Origin of the sequence: Actinosynnema sp. NPDC091369, assembly GCF_044757065.1 — a bacterium.
GTDB lineage: Bacteria > Actinomycetota > Actinomycetes > Mycobacteriales > Pseudonocardiaceae > Actinosynnema.
This window is the reverse complement of sequence record NZ_JBIVUG010000012.1, coordinates 145,607-169,772: the sequence shown is the minus strand read 5'-3', so window position 1 is coordinate 169,772 and position 24,166 is coordinate 145,607. Positions and strand designations below refer to the sequence as shown.

The 24,166-nt window shown below is 72.4% G+C and carries 15 protein-coding genes; 6 read left to right on the top strand and 9 right to left on the bottom strand.

Annotated features, from left to right (window positions below; translation table 11 throughout):
* Nucleotides 1-68: 68 nt before the first annotated feature.
* Complete coding sequence (locus tag ACIQMJ_RS33350) at nt 69-2,339, bottom strand: ATP-binding protein (RefSeq protein ID WP_499764967.1); 2,271 nt, start codon at nt 2,337-2,339, stop codon at nt 69-71.
* 295 nt (nt 2,340-2,634) lie between these two features.
* On the opposite strand from ACIQMJ_RS33350, the gene ACIQMJ_RS33345 reads away from it, so the two are divergent.
* Entirely contained in the window at nt 2,635-3,459 is an 825-nt protein-coding gene (locus tag ACIQMJ_RS33345) for a hypothetical protein (protein WP_499764966.1), read from the top strand.
* A 176-nt stretch (nt 3,460-3,635) separates the two neighbouring features.
* On the opposite strand, the gene ACIQMJ_RS33340 is transcribed toward ACIQMJ_RS33345, so the two are convergent.
* The 3 genes from ACIQMJ_RS33340 to ACIQMJ_RS33330 are packed head-to-tail and all read right to left on the bottom strand — an operon-like array spanning nt 3,636 to nt 8,146.
* The gene (locus ACIQMJ_RS33340; RefSeq protein ID WP_499764965.1) at nt 3,636-6,584 is read right to left on the bottom strand and encodes a helix-turn-helix transcriptional regulator; all 2,949 of its coding nucleotides are present in this window, start codon (nt 6,582-6,584) and stop codon (nt 3,636-3,638) included.
* Nucleotides 6,585-6,594: 10 nt separating this feature from the next.
* Nucleotides 6,595-7,575 carry a zinc-binding dehydrogenase gene (locus ACIQMJ_RS33335; protein ID WP_499764964.1) on the bottom strand — a complete coding sequence of 327 codons (981 nt, stop codon included), beginning with the start codon at nt 7,573-7,575 and terminating at the stop codon, nt 6,595-6,597.
* Between the two features lies 1 nt (nt 7,576).
* Nucleotides 7,577-8,146 (bottom strand): NADPH-dependent FMN reductase, encoded by a 570-nt coding sequence (locus tag ACIQMJ_RS33330; protein ID WP_499764963.1) that lies wholly within the window; start codon nt 8,144-8,146, stop codon nt 7,577-7,579.
* 123 nt (nt 8,147-8,269) lie between these two features.
* Here ACIQMJ_RS33330 and ACIQMJ_RS33325 point away from each other — a divergent pair, with 123 nt between their 5' ends.
* Nucleotides 8,270-9,577 (top strand): MFS transporter, encoded by a 1,308-nt coding sequence (locus tag ACIQMJ_RS33325; RefSeq protein ID WP_499764962.1) that lies wholly within the window; start codon nt 8,270-8,272, stop codon nt 9,575-9,577.
* Nucleotides 9,578-9,586: 9 nt separating this feature from the next.
* Here the strand turns inward: ACIQMJ_RS33325 and ACIQMJ_RS33320 are convergent, their stop codons facing one another.
* Both ACIQMJ_RS33320 and ACIQMJ_RS33315 read right to left on the bottom strand, forming a co-directional pair.
* Nucleotides 9,587-12,235, bottom strand: coding sequence for an AfsR/SARP family transcriptional regulator (locus ACIQMJ_RS33320; protein WP_499764961.1), 2,649 nt, complete (start codon nt 12,233-12,235; stop codon nt 9,587-9,589).
* A gap of 301 nt (nt 12,236-12,536) precedes the next feature.
* Entirely contained in the window at nt 12,537-14,747 is a 2,211-nt protein-coding gene (locus ACIQMJ_RS33315) for a terpene synthase family protein (protein WP_499764960.1), read from the bottom strand.
* A 224-nt stretch (nt 14,748-14,971) separates the two neighbouring features.
* On the opposite strand from ACIQMJ_RS33315, the gene ACIQMJ_RS33310 reads away from it, so the two are divergent.
* The gene (locus ACIQMJ_RS33310; protein WP_499764959.1) at nt 14,972-15,427 is read left to right on the top strand and encodes an SRPBCC family protein; all 456 of its coding nucleotides are present in this window, start codon (nt 14,972-14,974) and stop codon (nt 15,425-15,427) included.
* Here ACIQMJ_RS33310 and ACIQMJ_RS33305 read toward each other — a convergent pair.
* Nucleotides 15,420-17,093: a DUF262 domain-containing protein gene (locus ACIQMJ_RS33305; RefSeq protein WP_499764958.1), complete on the bottom strand. Its 1,674-nt coding sequence runs from the start codon at nt 17,091-17,093 to the stop codon at nt 15,420-15,422. The two genes, ACIQMJ_RS33310 and ACIQMJ_RS33305, sit on opposite strands and share 8 nt — an antisense overlap.
* Nucleotides 17,094-17,264: 171 nt before the next feature.
* On the opposite strand from ACIQMJ_RS33305, the gene ACIQMJ_RS33300 reads away from it, so the two are divergent.
* The 3 genes from ACIQMJ_RS33300 to ACIQMJ_RS33290 are packed head-to-tail and all read left to right on the top strand — an operon-like array spanning nt 17,265 to nt 21,119.
* Entirely contained in the window at nt 17,265-18,083 is an 819-nt protein-coding gene (locus ACIQMJ_RS33300) for an ABC transporter ATP-binding protein (RefSeq protein WP_499764957.1), read from the top strand.
* A gap of 34 nt (nt 18,084-18,117) precedes the next feature.
* Nucleotides 18,118-19,086 (top strand): ABC transporter substrate-binding protein, encoded by a 969-nt coding sequence (locus ACIQMJ_RS33295; RefSeq protein ID WP_499764956.1) that lies wholly within the window; start codon nt 18,118-18,120, stop codon nt 19,084-19,086.
* Nucleotides 19,086-21,119: an iron ABC transporter permease gene (locus ACIQMJ_RS33290; protein WP_499764955.1), complete on the top strand. Its 2,034-nt coding sequence runs from the start codon at nt 19,086-19,088 to the stop codon at nt 21,117-21,119. The genes ACIQMJ_RS33295 and ACIQMJ_RS33290 overlap by 1 nt, the downstream gene beginning before the upstream one ends.
* Before the next feature lie 91 nt (nt 21,120-21,210).
* Here the strand turns inward: ACIQMJ_RS33290 and ACIQMJ_RS33285 are convergent, their stop codons facing one another.
* Both ACIQMJ_RS33285 and hisS read right to left on the bottom strand, forming a co-directional pair.
* Nucleotides 21,211-22,683: a hypothetical protein gene (locus ACIQMJ_RS33285; RefSeq protein WP_499764954.1), complete on the bottom strand. Its 1,473-nt coding sequence runs from the start codon at nt 22,681-22,683 to the stop codon at nt 21,211-21,213.
* An 84-nt stretch (nt 22,684-22,767) separates the two neighbouring features.
* A complete protein-coding gene (gene hisS / locus ACIQMJ_RS33280; protein WP_499764953.1) occupies nt 22,768-24,093 on the bottom strand; it encodes a histidine--tRNA ligase in 1,326 nt (441 codons plus the stop codon).
* Between the last annotated feature and the right edge of the window lie 73 nt (nt 24,094-24,166).

Genomic DNA, 24,166 nt, shown 5'->3' with positions numbered 1-24,166 from the left:
CGCTCCGGTGGTCAGCGACGCGGGCTCGCTGCACCTTCCCCTGCGCCGGTCAATGGCCTGCGTGGTCGTCATCCTCCCAATTCCCTGAGCCGCTCGGCGACCGAATCGGCTTCGTTTGCGCCGCTCTCCCGGTAGATCGCGTGTGCGAGCCGCCAATGGTTCCGCGCGCCGTCTTCGTCACCTAGGACCAGATGTGCATCCCCCAGACCCTCGTGTGCCTGCGCCTGCTCGTAACGGTCCCCCACCTCGTTCCCGATCGACAGTGCCTGGCCGTGCAACTCGATGGCGATGTCGGGCTCGGCAGTCTGCCGGTGGGCCGTACCGAGTCCGTTCAACACGGCGGCTTCGAGCGCCCGGTCACCCGCCTCACGCGCGATCTTCATTGCCTCCGAGTGGTACCCGAAGGCCTCGGAGAATCGCGACATGCGCTGTAGCAGCACTCCTATGTCGTTGAGGGCATAGCCTTGGCGCAGACGGTCATTCGTCTCCCGGAACAGGGCGAGAGAGCTCTCCAAGTGCCCGAGCGCCTCATCGTGCCGCGCCAACCTGACGAGAACCAGGCCGATATTGTTGAGCACACGACCGATTCCGGTCTGATCGGAAGTGCGTTGCCGGAACGCGAGGACAGGGGTGAAGAACTCAAGCGCGTCGTCGTACCGCCCCATGAGCCAAGCCACTTGCCCGAGTTCACCGAGCGCGTTCACCTCGGTCTCGACATCACCGATCCGACGGGCGAGTGCCAGTGCCTTCGACAGGTTGTCGAAGGCATCGCCATAGCGACCGAGGCGCTGGTAGACGGTGCCGAGATTCGCGGTCGCCCGTGCCTCGCCCTCGGTGTCGCCTGCCTCGCGGCTCGCGCTCACCGCAACGGTGTGCAACGCCACCGCGTCGTCGAAGTGGCTCCGACTGTCGAGGTACCGCGCCAGAATGGCGGACATCAGACCTGCATAGGCCGGCGGCTGCCGACTGTCCGCCTGCACGGCCACTGCGAGCAGGGTGGTCCGCTCAGCCTCCAGCCACTCGGCCGCTCGGTAATCGTCGAGCAGCTCGGGATCGTGCCGCTCAACGGCGGGAACGATGGGCAGGTAGCGCTGCTCCTGCGGAAAGGCGACTTGGGCGGCCGATGCGGCGACCCGCAGGAGGTAGTCGAACAACCTCTGCAACGCCACCTCCTTCGAATCAGCGGATTCTTCCTGCGTCGCCAAGTCGGCCGCGTACACGCGCAGCAAGTCGTGCATCTGATATCGCGTCGCTTGGTTGCGCTCGACCAGGTGCGCCCGCACGAGAGCACCCAGCCGCTTCCTGGCCTCGGCCGGTGACGCGCCGATGAGTGACGCGGCGCTGTTCTCATCGAAGTCCCGCCCTGGGTGCAGGCCGAGCAGGCGGAAGGCGCGCGCCTCGGAAGGGTCGAGGTTGCGATACGACCACGACAAAACGGCCCGAACCGCCGTGTAGGGGTCGTCACCGGCTTCCAGCAGGTCGAGCCGGCTTTCCTCGTCCTCGAGATCGCGGACCAGTTCGCGCAACGGAGCGTCGGCGTTGGCAACTGCAAGTTCCGCGACGATCCGCAAAGCCAGCGGCAATCGCGCGCAGTGCCTCACCAGCGCTTCGGCGGCCGCTGGTTCGGCTTCGACGCGGCGGCCGATCAACATGCGGAGCAACGCCACGGCTTGGGGCTGCGGGAGCAGGTCCAAGTTTATCCGCCGCGCACCGTCTCGCGACACGAGGCCGGGCAAGGAGTTGCGGCTTGTCACCAACACGACGCAGGAGGAGGTTCCAGGCAAGAGCGGCCGGATTTGCCCGGCGTCACGGGCGTTGTCGAGGACGATAAGCATTCGACGCCCTGCCACCAGGCTTCGGAAACGCGCAGCACGCTCGTCGGCGTTGTGGGGAATCTGGTCGTTGCTCAGTCCGAGCGACCTCAGGAAGCCCGCCAGCGCCTCGGCGGAGGAGAGTGGCCCCTGGGGACCCCAGCCGTGCAGGTTGACGTACAGCTGACCGTCCGGGAAGCGGTCCTTCACGCGGTTCGCCCAGTGGGTGACGAACGCGGTCTTGCCCACGCCGGCAGTGCCCGAGATGGCGGAGATGACCACTGCGGCAGACGTCGTGGACTCGTCGGCAGAGGTCAGCATGAGGTCCATTTCCGCCAACTGCTCGGCGCGATCGGTGAACCCGTAGACGGCTGACGGCAGCTCCCGAGGCACGAACATCGCCCCGCTGTCCGCTTGGTGGATGTGCACGTCGCCCGTGACCGAGCCTGCCTGTACAACCATCCCGCTCGGCGCCATCACGTCGTTGACGATCTTCGGGTCTTCTGCGCGTTTCCTGTTCTCCGACATGTCCCAGCTGCTTCTCTCTGATCGGCTATACTCAGAGTATCGGCATGCTCACAGCCAGCACCTGGCATTGTGTCGAGTAGCGGGCAGATGGACTACCTACCGGACGGATCTCCGATTTTTGCGGGTCAGTTCGCTGCACTCATCCGCGTCCCTCCGCTCGGTTGTGCCCGCCGGTCCGTTCCCGGCTACCGCCCTGGTTCGAGGACCGGGGGAATCGAGACCGGCTGAACCATCGCGTGCGGCCCACCCCCTTCGACTACGGTATGCGGGCCCGCATCGAAGGGGGAGTCGCACGATGGACCTGTCGCGCAGATCGTTCTCCGGGGGGACCGCCCTCGCCGCACCGGCGACCGCGACCCCCGGGACGACCGCCGCGTCGGCCCGGACGCCGAGTCCACACCGGCCGTCCACACCGCACCTGCTGGAAGCCGAGCAGCTCGTCGGCTACCTGTCGCTGCCGACGTGCCCGCTGGCGAACAACACCTACAAGGAGCCGGACCAGCCGAACGTGGTCCGGTGGGGCTCGCCCGGCGACGCGTCCGGGTGGGTCAACCAGAGCCAGTGCGCTTCGTTCCTGACCGCCGTGCTCAAGCGCACGTACCGGTGGGCGACGCCGCGGTTCTTCCGCACGCACTTCGGGGTGGCGAGCCCGTTCGCGCGGGACTACCGGGCGGCGTTCGCGGAGCGGGAGATCCCGCACTTCGAGCGCGTCACCAGGGTGGTCGACCTCCGTCCGGGTGACCTGATCGCCATCGACTACCGCAACGACCAGGACACCAACACCGGTCACGTGGTGATGGTGCGTTCGGTGAAGGGCGCGTACCGCGCACCGACGCGGGGGCTGAACTTCGCCGGTGAGACGCAGTACGCGGTGGAGGTCGTGGACTGCACGTCCGAGCCGCACGGCGTGTACGGGGTGGGCAACTACTTCCGGTTCCCGGACAACCGGATCTTCAACGCGACCGCGTCCACCGACGGCGCGGGTTACGGGCACATGATGTTCTACGCGTCCAACGAGACCGGCGACTTCAGCCGTTACCGGTGGAGCGTGAACACCTCCTCCGCCGGCACCTACCCCATGGCCGACCGCCCCGTCTCCGCCGCCCGCATCGTCCCCTGAGCGTTGAATTCGGGGTACCTGAGCGTTCGACTCTCGGGTTCTGAGCGTTCGACTCTCGCGTGAGTTGAACGTTCAGGGTCAGAGGGGCGTCACCGTGGGTCCTCCTCGGAGCGAGGCGGCTGCCGTCCGGCGTGCGTGCGCCCGGGAGGTGCTGTCAATGGGTCTAGACCATTTGGCTACGCGAGGTCGAGCTTGCCCAGCTCCACCCGGGACGAGACGCCGAGCTTCGGGTAAGCCTTGTAGAGGTGGTAGCCGACCGTGCGCGGGCTCAGGAACAGCTGCGCGCCGATGTCCCGGTTGCTCAGCCCCGCGGCGGCCAGCCGCACGACCTGGAGCTCCTGCGGGGTGAGGGCGCTGAGCGGGTCGGGGCCCGGCACGGCGCGGCTCTCGCCGGTGGCGCGCAGCTCGGTGCGGGCGCGGGCGGCCCACGGCGTCGCGCCGAGCCGTTCGAACCTCTCCAGCGCCGACCGCAGGTGCGTGCGGGCGTCGGCCTTGCGGCGCGCCCGGCGCAGCCACTCCCCGTACAGCAGCTCGGTGCGGGCGCGTTCGAACGGACGGCTCTCGTGCCCGCGGTGCAGCTCGACCGCGTCCGCGAACGACCGCTCGTCGTCGGTGAGCAGGGCGCGGCAGCGCGCGGCGACGGCTCGCGCCCACGGCCGGTCCGCGGCCGACGCCCACTCGTCGTACCAGGCGGCGGCGTTCTCGGCGAACCCGGGCCGGCCCAGCCGCGTGGCCGCCTCCACCAGGTCGGGCAGGCTGGAGATCGCGTAGAGGCGGTGCGCGCCGGCGGCGACGTCGGCCAGCCGGTCCAGCACGGCTTCGTGGCGGCCGAGCCCGAGGTCCAGCAGCGCCGACGCGCACGCGGCCCGCACGGACTGGGGCGCGCCGCCGGTCAGCGTCGCCACCAGCTCCTCGCACCGGGCCTCGTCGCCCTCGATGGCGGCCAGTTCGGCGAGCACGCTGGACAGGAAGCCGACGCTGAACTCCTGGCCGATGTCCCGGGCGATGCGCAACCCTTCCTCCGCGGTGGCCCGCGCGTCGCGGTGCTGCCCGAGGTGCAGCCGGCCGCGGGCCAGGTAGGCCAGCGCGCGGGGCAGCACGCCGAGCGCGCCCTGGGCGCGGGACTGGCGTTCCAGCTCGAACGCCCACGTGTGCGCGGCTTGGTCGTCGCCGAGGATCAGGTGCCACCAGGCGGTGACGGCGTTGCCCGGCCCGCCGACGTAGCGCGAGGTCAGCAGCCCGCGCAACGCGGCCATGCCGCCGGGGACGTCGTCGCCCTCCAGGCCCAGCGCGGCGGTGGCCACGGCCCGGGTGTCGTCCGCGCCGGGCAGGTCCCCGGCGCGTGCCGCGATCTGTTCGAGCAGGTCGAAGTCGCGTCCCGCCCACGCGTTGTTGGCGGCGTTGAACAGCAGCTCCCCCGCCAGCTCGCGGTCGACGTGCTCGGCGCAGGAGACGGCACGGGCGAGCTGCGCCGCGGCGTGGCCGGGCCGTCCCTGCTCGCTGGCCAGCCTGGCCTGGACGCGGGCCACCCGCGCGCCGTCCACCGGGTTGCCCACCAGGTCCCACGCCTGGTCGGCGAGCTCCACCGCCCGGTCGAACTCGCCCGCCGCACCGGCCGCGCCCGCCGCCGCGGCCAGCCGGTGGCCGCGTTCGACGGGGTCGGGGGTGAGTTCGGCGGCGCGGTGGTAGGCGGAGGCGACGGCGAGGTAGCCGCCCCGGTTGCGGGCGTCCTCGGCGGTGCGGGCGAGGGCTCGGGCGACGTCCTCGTCCGGCCCGGTGGTGGCGGTGGCCAGGTGCCAGGCGCTGCGGTGGGCGTCGTCCACGGCTTCGGCCAGCGCCCGGTGCACGGCGAGGCGGTGCTTGAGCGGCGCGCTGCGGTAGGCGGCGGCGCGGATCAGCGGGTGGCGGAAGGTCAGCCGGCCGTCGTCGGAGCGCAGGAGTTGGCGTTGCTCGGCGGGTTCGAGGTCGTCCACGGACGCGCCGAGCAGGTTCGCGGCCTTGAACACCACGCCCGGGTCGCCGGTGTCGTCGGCGGCGGCGACCAGGAGGAGGGTGCGGGTGCGCTCGGGGAGCGCGGCGATGCGGTCGGCGAACGTCTGCTGGATGCGGCTGTGCGTGGGCAGGGCGGCGACGCGGTAGGCGTGGGCGGCGGGAAGGTGGCCTTCGCGTTGGGCGGCGGGGAGTTCTAGCAGTGCCAGCGGGTTGCCGCGGGCTTCTTCGGCGATGCGGTCGCGGACGTAGCGCGGCAGGTCGGCGGCGTGCTCTTCGAGGAGGGCGGCGGCGTGCTCGGGGGCGAGGCCGGTGAGGCGCAGTTCGGGCAGGCCGGGTGCGGGGAACGGCGGGGCGTGCAGGTCGCGTGCGGCGAAGAGCATCGCGATGCCCTCGGCCTGGAGGCGGCGGGCGGCGAAGACCAGGGCGTGCGCGGAGCCCTGGTCCAGCCAGTGGGCGTCGTCGACCAGGCAGAGGACCGGGCGGTGCTCGGCCAGGTCGGCGAGGAGGGTGAGGACGGCGAGGCCGACGAGGTGGTGGTCGCCGCCGTCCGGCGGGGCGAGGCCGAGGGCGGCGCGCAGGGCGGTGGCCTGGTTGGGCGGCAGGGCGTCGACGCGGTCGACGACGGGGCCGAGGAGCAGGTTCAGCCCGGCGAACGGCACGACCGACTCGGACTCGACCGCCGTGCCGCGCAGGACCAGGAACCCGGTCTCGGCCGGGAGTCGCCGGCCGGGAGTGCCTGCTGCGGGCAATCGCTGGGCGAGGAGTTCCGTCGTCGGCGGTCGCTGGGCGGAGACATCCGCTGTCGGTGGCCGCTGAGCGAAGAGATCCGCTGTCGGTGGCCGCTGGGCGGACGTGCCCGCCGCGGTCGGTCGCTGCGCAGGGGTACCCGCCAGGGGGTCCCCTGTTTTCATTGTGCCCCAAGGGTCTGACAATTCCGGGTGCGAACGGGGTGGGGGCGAGGAGGTCGGAGGGGTCGGAGCCGGGCCGGTGGCGGCTTCGGCGGCGTGGGAGAGCAGGGCGGACTTGCCGATGCCCGCCTCGCCGCGGATCACGAGGACGCCGCTGCGGCCGGCGCGGGCGGTGGACAGCAGGTCGTCCACCGCGGCCAGTTCGGCGGACCTCCCGTGCAGCATGGCCACGACCCTAGCCGGCGTCCGGGAGCAGGACGACCTTGCCGACCGTGTGCCTGCTCTCCATCGCCGCGTGCGCCCGACCGGCCTCGGCCAGCGGGAACGGCTGCACGAACGGGGTCAGGGCGCGGGTCGCGGCGGCGGTCAGGGCTCGGGCCTCCAGAGCGCGCAGGCCGCCCGACCGCTTGGCCACGTGCGGCCCCACGGCGACCGTCGCGGTCAGCGCGCGGGCGAACAGGTCCTCCGACGTCAGGCGGGTCACCTCCCCCGACGACGACCCGAACAGCACCACCCGGCCGCCCGGCGCGAGCAGGTCCACCGCCGCACGGCCCGGTTCACCGCCGACACCGTCCAGCACCGCCGTCACCTCCCGTCCCCCGAGCCGGACGACCACCTCGTCCTGCCACCCGGCACGCCGGTAGTCGACCGCGATCGACGCGCCCGCCCGCAACGCCACCCGCCGCTTCTCCCCGCACCCGACCAGCCCCACGACCACCGCGCCGGCCCGCGCCGCCCCCTGCGTGACCATCGTCCCGACACCGCCCGCGGCGGCGGTCACGAGGACCACGTCGTCGGGGGTCGGGGCTGCCGCGTCGACCACGCCCAGCGCGGTGCTGCCGGTGCAGATCATCGCCACCGCGGCCGGGAAGTCGAGGCCGTCCGGGATCACGTGCAGCGCGCCGACCTCCCGGACCGCCAGCTCCGCGTACCCGCCGCCGGCCAGGCCGAGCTGCGTCACGACCCGCTCCCCCAGCCACGCCTCGTCCACGCCACGACCGATCGCGTCGACCACGCCGGCCACCTCGGACCCCGGCACGGCGGGCAGGTCCGGCAGCGCCACCCACTCCGCGCGGCCGCGCCGGATCATCGCGTCGACCAGGTGCACGCCCGCCGCGCGCACCGCGATCCGCACCTGCCCCGGCCCTGGCGTCGGGTCGTCGACGTGCTCGCACCGCAGGTCCTCGCCGAACGCGTGCAGCCGCACGGCCCGCACGTCAGGCCCCGTAAGGCCGCTTGGCCCGGGCCTCCTTGAGCGCCGTGCCCCACCAGACGAGCTGGTCGAGCACGGTCGTGGCGGCCTTGTCGACCGACTCGGCCTCCACCGGGTTCCCGGCCTCGTCGAACCGCGACCACGCGCCGTGGAAGCTGACCGTGTCCCGCACGGTGACGGCGTGCAGCTCGGCGAAGACCTGCCGCAGCTGCTCGACCGCGCGCAACCCGCCGCCGACGCCGCCGTAGGACACGAACCCGACCGGCTTGGCCTGCCACTCGGTGAAGTGCCAGTCGATGGCGCTCTTCAGCGGCGCGGGGAAGCTGTGGTTGTACTCGGGGGTGATGACGACGAACGCGTCCGCGTCGCGCAGGCGCGGCGAGACCAGCGCGACCTCCGGGGCCGGGTCCTCGCCGAACGCGTGCAGCCGGTCCGGCAGGTCCAGGTCGTCGAGGTCGAGCACGTCCACGCTGAGGTCGTCGCGCTGCTTGGCCCGGTCGGCGAACCAGTTCGCCACGACCGGCGCGAACCGGCCCTTGCGGGTGCTGCCGACGATGATCGCGAGCTTGATCACGGTGGTTCCCTCCCTCGGTTGTGTGGTGCCGACGCTAGGAGCGGACGGGGGCGCGGGAATCCGTCACGTGACTGGTCACCTGACGGATTCGACCGGTCGGGACGCGGTCGTAGCGTCGCGGTCATGGCACAGGAAGCGCAGGTCAGGACGCGTTGGGCACCGGTGGTGGCGTTGGCGGCGGCGATGCTGGTGGTCACCGCGGAGATGACGGTGGCGGCCGTGGCGCTGCCCAGCCTGGGCGGTGAGCTGGACGTGGGGCCGGCGGCCACGGCGTGGGTGCTGCTGGCGTACACGCTGCCGATGGCCGTCGCCATCCCGGCGGGGCGGTGGGTGGACCGGGCGGACGTGCGGTCGGCGTTCCTGCTCGCGCTCGTCGGGGTCGCGGTGGCGAGCGTGGTGACGGCGGTCGCGCCCGCGTTCTGGGTGTTGCTGGTGGGCCGGGTGCTGCAGGGCTTGGCCGGTGCGGTGGTGCTGGCCGGGTACATGCCGATCGTGGTGGGGGCCGTGGCGCCGGCGCAGCGGGGGCGGGCCATCGGGTACGTGGTCACGATCATGACGGTGGGCGGGCTGGTCGGTGCGCCGTTGGGCGGGGTGGTCGCGGGTGCGCTCGGGTGGCGGGCGGTGTTCCTGATGAAGCTGCCGGTGCTGGCGGTGGCGTTGTGGGCGGGGTGGCGGGCGCTGCGGGGTGACGGGCGCGGGTTGCCGGTGCCGGACCGCGGGTTGGTGCTGGAGGCCGTGCTGCTGGGCGGGGCGATCACGTCGGTGCTGCTGGCGTTCGAGAGCACGGCGTGGTTGCTCTTGGTCGGGGTGGTGCTGGTGGTGTGGTGGGCGCGGCTGCCCGCGTCGCGGCCGGTGGTCTCGCTGGTGCGGCGGCGGTTGTTCGGGTTGCCGCTGCTGACGTTGGCGTTGGTGTCGACGTTGGGCGGGGTGACGTTCTTCCTGGTGCCGTTCCACGTGAGCGATGTGCTGGGCGGGTCGCCGGAGGACGTCGGCGTGGCGTTGCTGGTGTTCGTGGCGGGTGTGGCGGCCCTGGCGCCGGTGTCGGGGGCGTTGGCCGACCGGTTCGGGCCGTGGCTGGTGGCGATGGGCGGTGCGGTGGTCAGCGCGGTCGGGCTGGGGTTGTTGGTGGTGCCGGTGACGTCGCTGGGCGGGTTGTGCTGGCGGTTGGGTGTGCTGGGGGTGGGTCAGGGGCTGTTCAACACGGCGTTGAACACGTTGGTGATGGCCGGGGCGCCGGTGGGGATGGAAGGCGCGGCCGGCGGGTTGAGCGCGACCGCGCGGATGGTCGGCGCGACGGTCGGTCCGGCGGTCGCGGCGATGGCGGCGGCCTGGGCGGGCAGCGGTGACGCCGGGTTCCGGACGGGGGTCGCGGTGGTGGCGGTGGTCGCCGTGGTGGCCGTGGGGACGCTCGCGGCGGGCCGGCAGCGCTAGCGGGTCGGGTCAGGCGAGCAGGGCCAGCACGCCGTCCGCGTCCTCGACCCGGCCCTGGGCGCGGAAGAGGGTGAGGGCGCGTTGCCAGGCGTCGCGGGCCTCGTCGGTGCGGCCCAGGGCGGCCAGGACGTCGCCGAAGTGGCGCAGCACGCTGGCCTCCTCGTAGGAGTTGTCCAACTGCCGGTACAGCTTCAACGCGTGCCGGTAGTGCTCCACCGCGTCCGCGTCACGGCCGTGGTGGTGGGCGATGTAGCCGAGGCTGTCCGAAGTGGCCGCTTCGCCGTCGACGTGACCGAGTTCCCGGTTCAGCGCCAGCGCTTCCCGGCAGTGCGCCTCGGCTCCCTCGTGGTCACCGAGCCGCGCCATCCGGTAGCCCACGTCGTTCAGCGCCTCGGCGATCCGCACCTCCAGGCCCTGCGCGCGGAACAGCGCCAGCTGCGCCTGCGCGTGCACCAGCGCACCCGCGACGTCACCCCGCCGTTCCATCGCCCACGCCATCGCGCGGTGCGCGGCGGCCTTGCCGTAGTCGTCCTCCACCAGCTCCAACGCCTGCCGCAGGTGGTGGTCGCCCTCGTCGTAGCGGCCCACGTCGGTCAACGCCATGCCGAGGAACTTGTGCGCCGACACCTGCTTGAACCGGTCCTGCAACGCGTCCGCGGCCGCCAGCGCGATCCCCCACACCGCGATGTCCTCCGCCGCGTGCCCGCGCCGCAGGTGGTAGTTGGTCAACGCCCACGCCAGGTGCCAGGCCACGTCGTGCCGGCGGTGCTCGGCGGCCAGGCGCTGGGCGGCCAGCAGGGACTCGTACTCGGCGTCGAACCAGTCCATCGCCGCGGCCACGTCCGACAGCGGGGCGGGGTCGCCGGTCGGCGCGGTGATCGGGGGGCGGTGGGGCTCGATCAGGCGGTCGCCGTCGTGCGCGGTGGCGGCGAAGTAGCCGATGAACGCCCGCAGGTTGGCGTCGGCGTGCGCGGGAGCGACCTCGGCGGCGTAGAGGCGGACGAGGTCGTGCATGCGGTAGCGGCCCACGCGGTGCTGCTGCACCAGGTGGGCGGCTTCCAGTTCGCGCAGCAGGCGGCGAGTGGCGGGGCGGCCGGTGAGGGCGGTGATCGCCTTCAGGCCCAGGTCCGGCGCGGAGGTCAGGCCGATCAGCCCGAACAGCTCCACCGCTTCGGGGCTGAGCACCCGTAACGAGCAGGCGAACACCGTGCGCAGGTCGGCGCTGAGGTCGTCCAGCGCGTCCAGCCGCTGCTCCTTCAACTCCTCGGTGAGGGCCGACAGCGGCAGGTCCGGCTGCGTCACGGCCCGCGCCGCGATGATGCTCAACGCCAGCGGCAGGCCGCCGCACAGCTCCAGCAGCTCCCGGGTGACGTCCGGCTCGGCGTCGACCCGTTCCGCGCCCAGCCGGGACACCAGGAACGCGCGGGACTCGTGCTCGTCCAGGACGTCCAGCACGACCGAACGCGCGCCGTGCGCGGTGAGCAGGCCGAGGAGCTGCAACCGACTGGTGATCAGCACGGTGCAGCGCGCGCCGCCGGGCAGCAGGGGCGTGACCTGCGACGTGTCCCGGGCGTTGTCCAGCACCACGAGCACCCGCTTGTCCGCGAGCAGGCTGCGGTAGAGGGCGGCCTGGGCGTCGAGGTCGGCTGGCGGGTCGCCGACGCCGAGGGCTTCGAGGAAGCCGCGCAGCGCGTTCTGCGGCGTGACCGGGTCGCCGACCGGGTCGAAGCCGCGCAGGTTGACGTAGAGCTGGCCGTCCGGGAAGTCGTCCACGTGCTGGTGCGCCCAGTGCAGCGCCAACGCGGTCTTGCCGATGCCGCCCGCGCCGCCGATGGCCGTGATCACGACGGTGGACGACGGTTCGGCGAGGTCGGCGATCTCCTTCTCCCGGCCGGTGAACCAGCGCTGCGGCGCGGGCAGCTGCCGCGGCACCGCGCGGGTCGGCTCCGGTGCCGGTTGCTGACCCAGCAGTTGCAGGTAGAGGTCTTGCAGGGGCTTGCCGGGGTCGGTGCCCAGCTCGTCGGCGAGCGTGCGGCGCAACGCGTCGTAGTGCCGCAACGCCTCCGACGACCGGCCGCTGCGGTGCAGGGCGAGCACGAGCTGACCGGCCAGGCGCTCGTCCAGCGGGTGGGCCTGCGTGGCGTCGCGGAGGGCGGGCAGCAGGGCGGCGTGCCGGCCGAGCCGGATCACGACGTCGTTGCGGTCCAGCTCCACGGCCGTCCGCTCGGCCTGCAACGATTGCCTGACCTGGTCGAACCAGGGCGAGTCGAGCCCGTCCAGCGCGTCGCCGCGCCACAGCCCCAACGCCCGGTCGTACAGCTCGGCGGCACGCTCGTCGTCGGGTTCGCCGCGGGCCTGCTGCGCCAGGGCGCGGAACTCGACCAGGTCGACCCGGTCGGTCTCCAGCAGGTAGCCGCCCGGCCGGCGCTGGATGTCGATCCCGGCCGTCCGCAGCTTGGAGACGTACCCGTACAGCGTCTCCTTGGCCCGCAGCGGCGGCTGCTCGCCCCAGACCCGGTCGACGAGCCGTTCCGCGGGCACCGGCCGGCCCGCCTCCAGCAGCAACGCCGCGAGCACGCTGCGCCGGCGGGTGTGCCCGATGTCGAGGTCGGCGCCGCCGACCCGTGCCCGGACACCGCCGAGCAGCCCGAAGTCCACGCTCGCGCCCCCTCGAACAGCCGGTTCAAGGTTCATCCTAGGTTCGCTCACGTTCGGCCCGGCAGGGTGTCCCCATGACCGCGGATCGATGAGAAGTAACCCCGGTGGAGCTGCCCCACACCTCCGCCGGAACGAGGGGTCGACGTCCCGACCGGTGCTCCCCCTGCCGGTCGGGACGCCGCGGCGTGCCCGCCCCCTCAGGAGGACGCGGTCACCTCGAACCCACGAGGACGGTCGACCTGGGGGCGGCCGTCCTCGTGTCCGAGCCGGGCGGACGGGACCCGCGGGTTCCGGATTCGCGTCACCCGTTGTTCACCAGGATGCGGGTCGACTTCGTGCCCAGGCCCGTCGGTCCGCGCAGGACGTGCGACGGCAACGCCGCGGTCCGGCCGCCGAAGTGCTTGGCCAGGTCCGCGTCGTGGTAGCGGACCACCTCGCGGTGCCAGTGGAGGATGCCCGCCAGCCAGTCCTCCAACTCGCCGACGTAGGCGTCGAGCGCGCCCCGCGCCTCCCGGTCGAGCCGGAATTCCTCGAACAACGCGGGCAGCTCCACCGCGACCGAGTGCTGGAACTGCTTCAGCCGCGCGTTCGCCAGGTCCGTCGACACCTCGATCGCCCGGTCCAGGTCCACGTCGAGGAAAGTGCGCACGACGAGCACCGCGTTGTGCACCTCGCCCTCGAACTGGATCTCCTTCCGGTACGAGTAGAGGTCGTTGAGGATGGTGGCGTAGTCCATCGCCGAGTTCTCGATGTTGCGGAGGGTGCGGGTCCGGTAGACCTCCTCGGGCACCAGCCTGCCGTGGCCCAGCCGGGCCAGGCTCATGGTCAGCTCCGAGCCGAACGTGTGCCGGCGCATCTCCACGTAGTCGACCGGGTCGGGCACCCGGTTCTCGTGCTGGTTCTTCAGCTCCCACATCCAGCTGTCGAGCATCAGCTCCAGCGCGTGGCGCAGCTGCTGCCGGTTGCCCAGCGGCATCCGGGCGGTCGTGCGCTGCCAGACGTCGGCGAGACCGCGTTCCAGCGGCGTCACCGGCGACGGCGGCGCGCCGTCCAGCGGCATCATCTGCTTGAGCCGGTCGGTGACGGCCTTGGCGACGGCCAGGTCCGGCGTGCGGCCGAACGCGACCGGGTAGAAGTCGTCCCCGTAGGTGCCCCAGGTCAGCCACAGCGCGTTGATCTCCAACTCCGCCGCGGTGGCGTCCGGGTCGATGCCCGCCGAGCACAGCGCGAGGTCGTAGTCGCGCAGCTTGCCCTCGGACCACACCTGCGGCACGTCGTCGAAGAAGCCCATGTCCCGCGCCCATGCGACGCTCTTCTCCCGCGCGTCCGCCCAGTGCGGGCTGACCGCCACCTGGAACGGCATGTCCAGCGCGGGCTCGGGCAGCGACGGCACCTCCTCGAACGGCACGTGGCGGAAGCTGCGCAGGCGTTGCGGCGCGGTGGCGACGAGCGAGCGCAGCGCGCTCGTGCCCAGCCCGGTCGGGCCGCCCAGCACCGGGTTCGCGGTGACCGCGCCCTCGTTCATGTAGCGGCTGGAGCGGGCGTGCCACTCGTGGCCGCCGGACTGCCAGTCCTGCAAACCCTTCACGTACGCCAGCACGGCGAGCCGGCCCGCCGGGTCGACGGCGTGCTCGTCCAGCAGCAGCGGCACCTCGGTCACGGCGGTGTGCTCGAACTGGTGCAGGCGGGACGTGAGCAGGTCGTTGACCCTCTCGGCGGCCTCCTGGGTCGGGATGTCCAGGAACTTCTCCAGCACCAGCACGCCGTTGCTCAGCTCGCCCTCGTCGAGCACCTCGCGCTCGTAGGAGAACAGGTCGTTGCGCAGGTGCACGGCGTCGGCGAACGTGTCGCGCAGGACGCCCATCGGACGGGTGAGGGCGATCCGGGCGGGCACCTCCATGCCGGTGACGTGCTCGACCAGGTTCGCCGACCACGGCGCGCCGCCCACCTTGCGGCGCATCTCGACGTACTCGATCGGGTTGGAGAGCCTGCCCTCGGAGATGTTGAGCAGCTCCCACATGGACTCGTCCAGCAGGTGCTTGGTGTTGTCGGCGAACCGACGCCGCCAGTCCGGCGAGTGGCTGCCGACCGTGCGGGTCCACAGGTCGGCCAGGCCCTTCTCCACCGGGTTCGTCGGCTCGGCCGTGATCGCGCCGTCGACCGGCATGAACAGCGGCAGCCGGTCCAGGTAGGTCTTCGCGCCCGCCACGTCCGGGTTGCGCTTGTAGAGCTCCACGAAGTGGTCGTCGAAGTAGAAGACCCACACGTACCAGTCGGTGACCAGGTCGAGGTCGTCCGCGGACGCGTCCGGGTGGGTGTAGGCGCACAGCAGCGCGTAGTCGTGCGAGTCGAGGTCCCGCTCGGACCAGATGACGGTGCCGTGCTGCGGCACGTCGATCATGTCCATCTCGCGGGCCCACGCCTTGGTGTGCGCCCGCGCGCGGTCCAGGTTGGCGTTCAGCCGCGCCGGGTGGGGCATGTAGAACTCCGGCAGCTGGAACGGCTGCGCCATCGGCTCGCACCTCTCGTCGGGACACCTGCCCGGTGTACGCAACCAGTGCCGGGTGCAACGGCCAAGGGTCGGCGGCGCTGATCCACACGTTCGAGCACCGGGTCCGCCCGACCGGATCAACGGTTGGCGCTGTGGGTGGTCGACGGCCGTCGTCGGTTCGACCGGTGCGGTACGACCGCGTGGACGAGCGGTGAAACCGGCACGCAGGCGTCACACTGGACGACGTGCCCAGCCTGGAGCCGTTCGACGTGGACTTCTACGACGCCGCGCCGCAGCGCCGCAGCTACGTGCTGGACCTGCCGGTGTCACCCGAACGTGTGTGGCGCGGCCTGGCCGCCTCCAACCCGCTGTGGTGGTGCCGCCTGCTGTCGTCGGTCGAGTACACCTCCCCTCGCCCGTTCGGGGTGGGCACGACGCGCACGGCGTCGGTGCTGGGCGTGCTGCGCCTGCGCGAGGTCTTCATCCGCTGGGAGGAGGGCAGGCGGCAGTCGTTCGCGGTGGACCGGGCGAACCTGCCGGTGTTCCGGCGGTTCGGCGAGGACTACCTGGTGGAGCGTGCGGCGGAGGGCAGCAGGCTGACGTGGACGTTCGCCTACGAACCCGCGATCAAGGCGGGCGACCGGCTGAACGCCCTGGTGTTCGACTCCCTGGTGGCCGACACCCGGCGGCACTTCAGCTGAGGGACGCCTGCCAGTGCCCGGCGAGCGTGCCGACCAGCCGCTCCTGCCGGGCGTGCAGCACGTCGGGCGTCCAGGCTTTCTCCCGCAGCACCTCCGTGGTCAGCCCGTAGCTCGGCGACTTGCCGCCCGCGAAGTACTTGTCCCGCTTCGCGGCGAAGTCCAGGTTGCCCGCGGCCGAGTTCTTCGTCCGGCTGAGCAGGACGAGGTTGGCCAGCCGGTGGGTCCAGCGCTCGCGATCCGACTCGGTGAAGACCTCGCGCCACCCGCTGCCCGGCGGCGGGCTCTGCGGCAGGACGTGCTCGACCGTGACGATCTTGACGTCCTGCGCCACGAACGGATCCGAGACCAGCTCGTTCAGCCGCAACAGGACGTACTTCCGCACGGCGGCACTCCGGTAGACGTCGCCGTTCAGCCCGTCCCGGAGCTCCGCTCGCTCGTCGGGTTCGAGGTCCAGGGCGGGTGCGCCCAGGCCGTGCCCGTCCTGCAGCTCCTGGAGCAGCTTGGCGATCCGCTGACCGCGCACCTGGGCGTTGCAGCGGGTCACCAGCATCCACGCGCCGAGTCGGTCGAGGCGGCGCAGGAACTCGACCAGCCACGGACCGTCGTTGCGGTGGGTCTTCAGCGCCCACAGCGCGGGCGCCTGCCAGTCGAAGTTGTCGAGCAGGTGGAGCCGGCGCAGCCAGTCGTTGACCTGGGTCGCCAGGGACAGGGACTGGTGGTCGCAGGAGAGGATGTCGCGGTAAGCCGAGCCGTACGGCTCCAGCACGTCGTCGACGAAGACCGCGGCCTTGCCCTCGGCGAGGAAGCCCTTGAGGACGTGGTCGCCGAACTCGGTGAGCAGTTGCTGCCGCGCCCGGTACTTCAGCACCACCATGCGGATGTGCGAGAACAGGTCGGCGAACGCCTCGCGCCCCAGGTCGGCCTCCAGGTCCTCCCACTTCTCCGCGTAACGGGCCTTGTCGGCGTCCGGCAGCGCCCCGATGACCTGCGACTTGAAGATGTCGGCCGGAGACAGCTCCACCCCGCGCGAGTTCATCACCGAGAAGATGCGGTAGGCGCTGGTCAGCTCGGAGGTGGAGACCATGACCAGGAACGTCCGCTGGACCACCGCCTTGGCCAGCGCCAGGCGCTGGGCCGACGTGAACTCGGCCAGGGCTTTGCGCAGCGCGCGGGCGTTGGCGGCGATGCGGGCCTGCGCGTCGTTGGGGTACTTGGCGTCCGGGTGGAGCAGGTCGATCCCACCCCGTGCCTGCACGTGCTTGCGGAAGAACTCCTCGTCCCTCGGGCGCAGCCGCAGCCGCGGGCGGGACTCGAGGTCCAGGATGGTGTTGCCCGGCTCCCGGATGAGCAGGTCGAGGTGGTCCGCGTCGCGCCGGTCCTCGGTGAGCTCCCGCAGCACGGCCAGCAGGATGGTCAACGTGGTGAGCCGCTGCTGGCCGTCGATGACCTCCGCGCGCGGGTCGTCCGGGCGCTTGACGAGCACCACGGACCCCAGGAAGTACGGGTCCTCAGGCTCCCGGTCGACCGCCTCGACCAGGTCGGCGAGCAGTTGCGTCGCCTGCGCGGGCTCCCAGGTGTAGGGGCGCTGGTAGTCCGGGACGACGAACTCGTAGTCGCTGGAGAACACCTTGGCGAGCGCCACCTCGTGCGCTTCGAGCTTCTTCACTTGACCGACCCCGTCCCGTGCGTGTGACAGCGGGGTTGTCGAGCTGGGCGGTGATGCCGTTACGGGTCCATCCACCCCGGATGCACCCTGCTCCGCGTTACCGAATAGGCCAAGGAGTGCAGTAGATCACGCCCATATGGGTGATTCGCGACCTTAGGTTAGGCTCCCCTCATGTCCAAGGGAGACGCGCTGCTCGCCGGTGAGGAACTGGTACTCGCGCACCACGACCGCGCGGTGGTGCACGGTGTCTCGCTCGGGCTGCGGGCCGGGACCGTCACGGCTCTCGTCGGGCCCAACGGGTCCGGCAAGTCGACCGTCCTGCGCTCCCTGGCACGCCTGCACCGGCCGCGCGGCGGGCAGGTGCGGATGGGCGAGCGGTCGGTGTGGGGGCACTCGCCCCTGTCCGGCAAGGAGTTCGCCCGCAACGTCACCCTGCTCACCCAGCAGCGGCCGACGCCGTCGGGGGTGTCGGTGCGCGACGTCGTCTCCTACGGCCGGTACCCGTACCGGACCGGGTGGCGCGGGGTGGACCTGGAGGGCAGCGCCGCGATCCAGCGCGCCATGGACCTGACCGGCGTCGCCCCGATGGCCGACCGGGGCGTGGACGAGCTGTCCGGCGGCGAGTTGCAGCGCGTGTGGCTCGCGTCGTGCCTGGCGCAGCAGACCGCCGTGCTGCTGCTGGACGAGCCCACCAACCACCTGGACCTGCGCTACCAGGTCGAAGTCCTCGACGTCGTGCGCGACCTGGCGAACGACCACGACGTGGCGGTCGGCGTCGTGCTGCACGACCTCGACCACGCGGCGATCATCGCCGACGAGGTCGTGCTGCTCAGCGAGGGCAGGGTCGTCGCGGCGGGCGGGGTCCGCGACGTCCTCACCGGCGAGCACCTGACCCACGCCTACGGCGTCGCGGTGCACGTCGCCGACGACCCGGTGACCGGGGCCATCCACTGCCGCCCCCTCGGCAGGCACACCCCGCGACCGGCCTGAGCCCTTCCCCCTTCACCCCTGAGAGGTACCAGCCATGCGCTTGCTCGCCCCTGCGCTCGTGACGGCGGTCGTGCTGCTGTCCGCGTGCGGCACGACGGAAACGCCCACGACCACCCCGACCGGGTCCGCCGCCGGTGGCCCGGTCACCGTGACCGACTCCCGCGGCAAGGAGGTCAAGCTCGACGCCCCGGCGACGAAGGTCGTCACGCTGGAGTGGGCCGAGACCGAGACCGTCGCCTCCCTGGGTGTCATGCCGGTGGGTGTCGCGGACGCCACCGGTTACAAGACGTGGGACGCGGCCGTGCCGCTCGCCGCCGACGTGAAGGACGTCGGCAAGCGCAACGAGCCCAGCGTCGACTCGATCGTCGCGCTCGACCCCGACCTGGTGATCATGGCCAAGGGCCGGGACGAGACGCTGGTCGGTCAGCTGGAGAAGTACGTCCCCGTGGTCGTCACCCAGGCCAGTGACGCCACCCGCAACCTCGACCGGCTGCGCGAGGACACCAAGCTGATCGCGCAGGCGCTCGGCAAGTCCGCGGAAGGCGACAAGCTGCTGTCCGAACTGGACACCGCGCTCGCCGACGGCAAGAAGGCCGTCGAGGCCAAGGGCGCGGCCGGCACGCCGTTCCTCATGGCCGACGGCTGGCTCGAGGGCAGCACGGTCAACATCCGCCCGTTCGGCAAGGGCTCGCTGGTCTCCGACGCGGCCGAGGCCGTCGGCTTCACGAACGCGTGGACCGGCGAGGTCGACCCGCAGTGGGGCCTGGGCGCCACCGACGTCGAGGGCCTGACCGCGCTCACCGACCCGAAGACCATGCTGTTCTACAGCGCCTCCGAGGACGACGTGTTCACCACCGGCCTCGCGGAGAACCCGGTGTGGCAGCGGCTGCCGTTCGTGGTGAACAAGAAGGTGGTCAAGCTGGAGCCGGGCACGTGGACGTTCGGCGGGCCGAAGTCGGTCATCCACGTCGCCGAGCAGTTCGTGAAGGCTGCCACCGCCTGATGATGCGCACCGCCGTCGTGACGGCGGGGATCGTGGCGCTCATCGCCGTGCTCTCCGCCGTCCACCTCACCCAGGGCACCGCGTCGACCGGTGTGCTCGACGTGCTCGGCGCGCTGGTGGGCGACGGGGACGCGCAGACCCTCGCCGTGCTGGAGGGCTCGCGCGTGCCCCGCCTGCTGGCCGCGTTGCTGCTCGGCGTCGCGCTCGGCGTGGCGGGCGCGGGCATGCAGTCCGTCGCGCGCAACCCGCTGGCCTCGCCGGACACGCTCGCGGTGAACGCGGGCGCGCACCTGGCCGTGGTCGCCATCGCGGCGTTCGGGCTGAGCCTGCCCACGCTGCCCGCGGGTGCGGCGGCGTTCGTCGGCGGCCTCGCGGCGTCGGTGGTCGTGCTGGGGCTGTCCGGCGGCGGGTCGACCAGCCCGCGGCTGGTGCTCGTCGGCTCGGCGGTCATGCTGACGCTCCAGTCGGCGACGATCCTCCTGCTGCTGCTGTTCGAGCAGGAGACGACCGGGCTGTTCGCCTGGGGCTCCGGCTCGCTGACCGTGAGCGACCTGGACGCGACCGCGCAGATGACGCCGGTCGTGGTGGTCGCGGTGGCGGCGCTGCTGCTGATGGGCCGGTCGCTGGACGTCCTCGCGCTGGGCGACGACAACGCGACCGTGCTGGGGTTGAAGGTGCGGCGGACGCGCGTGGGCGCGGTGCTGCTGACCGTGGCGCTGACCGCGGCGGCGGTGACGATCGCCGGGCCGATCGGGTTCGTCGGGCTGAGCGCGCCGGTGATCACCCGGCTGCTGACGCCGTTCGTGCCGGGGCTGGGCAGGCACCGGCTGCTGCTGCCGGTGTCCGGGCTGGTCGGCGTGGTGATCGTGCTGGGCGCGGACGTGCTGCTGCGGGCGGTCATGGGGTCGGCCGCGGCGGTGCGGGTGCCGACGGGCGTGATGACGACGATCCTCGGCGCGGTCGTGCTGATCTGGCTGGCGCGGCGCGGGCGGTCGAGCGGGACGCCCCGGCAGGCCCCCGCCGGTCGGGTCGGGGTGGCCACGTCGTCCCGGCGGCTGGTGGTGACGTCGGTGGCGCTGGCCGTGCTGCTGGTCGCCGCGCCGGCGGTCGGGCTGATGCTCGGCGACCGGGTGGTGCTGCTGGGCGACCTCGCGAACTGGTTCGCCGGGCGGACCGGCACCGCGTTGACGTTCGTGCTGGACCAGCGGCTGCCGCGGGTGCTGGCGGCGCTGGTGGCGGGCGCGGCGCTGGCCGTGGCCGGGTGCGGCATCCAGTCGGTGAGCCGCAACCCGCTGGCCGAACCCGGTCTGCTGGGCATCACGGCGGGCGCGGGGCTGGGCGCGATCACGTTGATCACGGCCGTGCCGATGGCCGGCGCGTGGCACGTCGCGGGCGCGGCCGGTGTGGGCGCGATGGCGGCGTTCGCGCTGGTCTACGGGCTGGCGTGGCGGTCGGGGCTGGACTCGGACCGGCTGGTCGTGATCGGCATCGCGATGTGGTCGGCCGGGATGGCGCTGATCACGCTGCTGATCGTGACGTCGGACCCGTGGAACACGGCGAAGGCGTTGACGTGGATGTCCGGCTCCACCTACGGGCGGACGCTGGAGCAGGTCGTGCCGACGGCGCTGGCGCTGGTGCTGCTGACGCCGTTGCTGTGGGCGCGGCATCGGGAGCTGGACCTGCACAGCCTGGACGAGGACACGCCGCGCGTGCTCGGCATGCGGGTGGAGCGGTCGCGGCTGGTGATCCTGCTGGCGGCGGGCGTGCTGGCGGCCACGGCGGTGTCGGCGATCGGCGTGGTGGCGTTCGTCGGGCTGGTCGCGCCGCACCTGGCGCGGTCGCTGGTCGGTGGTCGGCACGCGCGCGTGCTGCCGGTCGCGGCGGCGTTGGGCGCGGTGCTGGTGAGCGTGGCGGACACGGTGGGCCGGACGGTGATCGCACCGGCGCAGGTGCCCGCCGGGCTGGTGATCGCGCTGGTCGGCACGCCGTACTTCGTGCTGGTGCTGTGGCGCACGCGCGAGATGCGCACCTGAGGTCGACGCCGGGCGGGAGTGGCCGGCCGAAGACGGACAGCCGGCTGGACCACTCCTCCCCCGAGGCCGGCCGACCGCATGGCGGTGCTGGTCACGCCAGGTGCTTGGCCAAGAGGTACGAGGTGTGTTCGTCCAGCTCGGCGGCGGCACGCGCCAGCAACGCCCGCAGCCCCGGCGCGTCCGCCGCAACCACTTCCAGCGGCGCGACGGTCCGCCGCCGCCAGGGCACCGACTCCAGGGACCGCGCGATCCGCGTGGCGTCCGCCCGACCGCGCCGCGCCAACCGGACGTGCCCGTCCCCCACCACCGTCAACGCCGCCCGCAGCTCGGCGACCGGACCCAGCCGTCGCGCCAACCGGTAGCCGGCCAGCCGGACGGCGGGCCGTTCGTCGGCGAGCAGCTCCCACGGCAACGCCTCCGGCACCGACCGCACGGCCGCGGTCGCTTCACGCACCACCGGGGACGCCGGGTCGCGCAGCATCGACAGCACGCGGTCCTCCGGTACCCGCTCCAGCACCCGCAACGCCCGGAGAGCACGTGCGCGGATCGTCGCCGAAGGGTGTGACAGGAGCGCGATCAGGTGCCCACCGTCGCCACCGGCCCCGGCCCCGGCCCCGGCCTCGGCGAAGCCGTCGAGCGCACCCGGAGTCACGCGCGAGCGGTAGTAGGCGGGCACGTCCACGCCCTCCCGTGACGCGGCAGCCCGCGCCAAGGCCCGCACCAGGGACGACCTGTCGTCCAAGTACGGCACGACCTCCGCGTCCCGCCCCAGCCTGACCAACCCGGTCAACGCCTGCACCCGCACCTCGGCGTGCGGTGACGAGGCCAGCCGCCGCAGCACCTCCACCCGCCCCGTCCACACGCAGTCCCGCGCCGCCGCCTCCGCGGCCGTCGACCGCAGTCGCACGTCGGACGCCGTCAGCGCGACCGACACCTTCCGGTCCAGCCGCCACGTCCCGGCGTTGAACGCGAACACCCGCACCTGCCGGTCCGGTGACGCCAACAACGACTCCAGCGGCGCACGGGGATCGGTCGCGGTGGCGAGGAGCTGGTTGCGCACGAACGTCCCGCGCAACCACCGCTCGATCCGCAACCCCACCGCCGCCGCCGGCGGCAGGAACCGCGCCGGGTCCTCGTGCAGCAGCACGGCCAGCCCGGCGCGGGCGCGGTCGCGCACCTCCCGGACCCAGTCGCCGGTCCGCACCACCAGGAACGGCACCAGCTCCGGCAACGGGTTCGCCAGGATCTCCCGCACGGCGCGTTCCCGGATGCGGCCGTTGCCGTGGGTGCAGGCCAGTGCGAGGCCCAGCGGTGACGACGGAGGTGTCCACGAGGCGGGGCTCGCGGAGCGGTACCAGTCCTCGCGGCGGGCGGCGGCGTCGAGCCGGATCACCGCGCCCGGACGACGGGCCAGCGCCGCCAACGCCGCTCGGCCGGCCGCCTCGTGGCCGGGGGCGGCGGCGAGGGAGGTCAGCAGGGCCAGCACGGGGCCCGGCTCGGTCCAGGGCCGTGATCGCGGCTGCCGGTCGTCCAGGAGGCGTTCCAGGCGTTCCAGTTGGTCCACGACGGCATGGTGGCGCACCGGGGCCTGTGCGGGCCTCCCCATTACCGGTCGGCATGGCAACAGGTGTTCGAGCCGGCGGGTCATTCAGGGATGGCGTGACCAGGCGGTCGGGTCGGCCGTGGTTTGCGCGCCGGTGGAGAGGTCCTTCACCTCGTGCGGGCGTCCGTCCTCGAACGGTGGGAACCACACGAACGGGATGCCCTTGCGCGAGGCGTACCGGAGCTGCTTGGCGACCTTGTCCTCCTGGTGGTACAGCTCGACGTTCAACCCCCGGTCCCGAAGGATCTTCGCGGTCGAGGTGGCGGCCGGGCGGCGGTCCTTCGGGAGCACGACGAGGACGTCGGCGGGCGAGCTGGGGCCCGGGTCGAGCAGGCCGGCGGACAGCATCTTGGCGAAGATCCGGGAGAACCCGATCGACATGCCCACGCCGGGCAGCTCGCGCCGGATGAACGACCCGGCCAGGTCGTCGTAGCGACCGCCGGAGCAGATCGCGCCGTACTCCGGCCAGTCCACGAACTTCCCCTCGTAGACGGTGCCGGTGTAGTAGTCCAGGCCGCGGGCGATGGAGAAGTCGGCGACCACGTTCGGCAGGTCGCACAGCTCGCGGAGGACGAAGTCCAGTTCCTCCAGGCCCTCGTCCAGCAGCGGGGAGCGCACGCCGAGCTCGCGCACCTCCGCCGGGCCGCCGCGCAGTTGGGCGAGGCGGAGGACGGACCGGAGCTGGGACGGGTCGAGCCGGTCGGCCAGGACGCGCGCGACACCGTCCGCGCCGATCTTGTCGATCTTGTCGACGGCGCGGATGACGTCGAGCGGCTGCGTGATGCCGAGACCTTCGTAGAAGCCTTGCAGGACCTTGCGGTTGTTGACGTTGACGGTCCAGGCGGGGAGGCCGAGGGAGGTCAGCACCTCGTGCACGATGCGCGGCAGCTCGGCGTCGAAGTGGATCGGCACGGTGTCGGGGTTGATGACGTCGATGTCGCACTGGGTGAACTCGCGGAACCGGCCGTCCTGGGGGCGTTCGCCGCGCCACACGCGTTGGATCTGGTAGCGCTTGAACGGGAAGACCAGGTCGTTGAAATGCTGGGCGGTGTAGCGGGCGAGGGGCACGGTCAGGTCGAAGCGCAGGCCCAGTCGGGTGTCGTCCCGCGTGGAGTCCCTGGTGGAGTCCCGGGTTGGTTCTTCGTCAGGCTCGTGGAGGCGGCCCAGGGTGTAGACCTCTTTGGAGGTGTCGCCCTTCGAGAGGAGGACGTCCAGGCGTTCGGCGGACGGGGTTTCGACGGAGCAGAAGCCGTAGCGCTCGAAGGCCGCGCGGATCGTGTCCAGCCAGCGCAGTTCGATCAGGCGCACGTGGGGCAGCCACTCCGGGAAGCCGCTCACGGGCGTTGGTCGGACGGCGGGTTGGTCGCTCATGCACGAAGTTCAGCGGATGGTGGGTGGTGGTGCCAAAGGCTTTTCACGGATGGGTGAGGGTTGGGGTGGGGTG